The 1,146-nt window shown below is 70.9% G+C and carries 1 protein-coding gene; it reads left to right on the forward strand.

The window, feature by feature from the left end:
• A partial coding sequence (locus AAH979_RS43025; RefSeq protein ID WP_346263877.1) for a HEAT repeat domain-containing protein occupies nt 1-1,146 on the forward strand: 1,146 nt, incomplete at both ends.

Raw genomic sequence — 1,146 nt, forward strand, 5'->3', positions numbered from 1 at the left:
CTGGTGGAGTCCTTCGAGCGGGACCCCGCGCTGATCGAGCTGCTGGTCACCACCGCCCGCCACGACCGGGACGCCGACGTACGCCTGCTCGCCGCCCGGGCCCTGACCGACGACATCGGCGCCGAAGCCTCGGTCGGCGCCGCACTCGGCGAACTCGCCCTACGAGACCGGGACGCCCGAATCCGGCTGGTCGCCGCCCGAGCCCTGATCGAGCGAGTCGGAATGGACTCCGCCGTCTCCGAGGTACTCGCCGGGCTCGCCCGGGACGACTCCGACGCGACCGTCCGCCTCGCCGCCGTCAACGCCCTCGCCGACACCGCACGCCGCGATCCCGCCACCCGGGAAGTGATCCTCGACCGAGCCCGCAACGACCCCGACGCCGAGGTACGGCTCGCCGCACTCCGCGCACTGACCCGAGAGCCGCAACTATCCGAACAGGTCCACCACGTACTGGTCGACCGGGCACACCACGACCCGGACGCCGCCGTCTTCGCCCTCGCCGCCACGGCAGTGGTAGAACGCGGCGCGTCCCGCGACGACGTACACGACCTACTCACCGGACGAGTACACGGCGACAGCAACGCCCGGCTCCGGCTCGCCGCCGTACGCCTACTGGTACAGCGGCTCGGCATCGACGCCGACGTCCGAGAGGCACTACTGGAACGAATCCGGCACGACCCCGACGCCGAACTCGTACACGAAGCCGCCGTCGAACTCGCCACCCGGCTCGGCACCGACGTCGAGCAGTGCGAAGTCCTGATGGCCCGGGCCACCGGCGAGGACCCACAGATCCGCACCGTGGCCGTACGCATCCTCGGCGAGCACTTCGGCGCCGACCGGGCCGTACGCGAACTGCTGATCGAACGGGCCGGCAACGACAAGGACGTACAAGTACGCCGCGAGGCACTCCGAGTACTCGGCGAACACCTCGCCGAACACCCCGAAGTCCGCACCCTCTTCGTGGAACGGCTACGCGACCAGGACTGGTCAGTGCGGGCCGCCACCGTGCAAGCCCTCGGCACCCACTTCGGCGACGACCACCAGACCAGAGAACTCCTCACCGAACTGGCCCGGGACGACCCGGATCCCGGCTTCCGACGCCGAGCCGGCCAGGTACTCACCTGGCTACCCGACGCCGACCCCGAC

This window comes from Plantactinospora sp. ZYX-F-223 (assembly GCF_039649625.1).
Classification (GTDB): Bacteria; Actinomycetota; Actinomycetes; order Mycobacteriales; family Micromonosporaceae; genus Plantactinospora.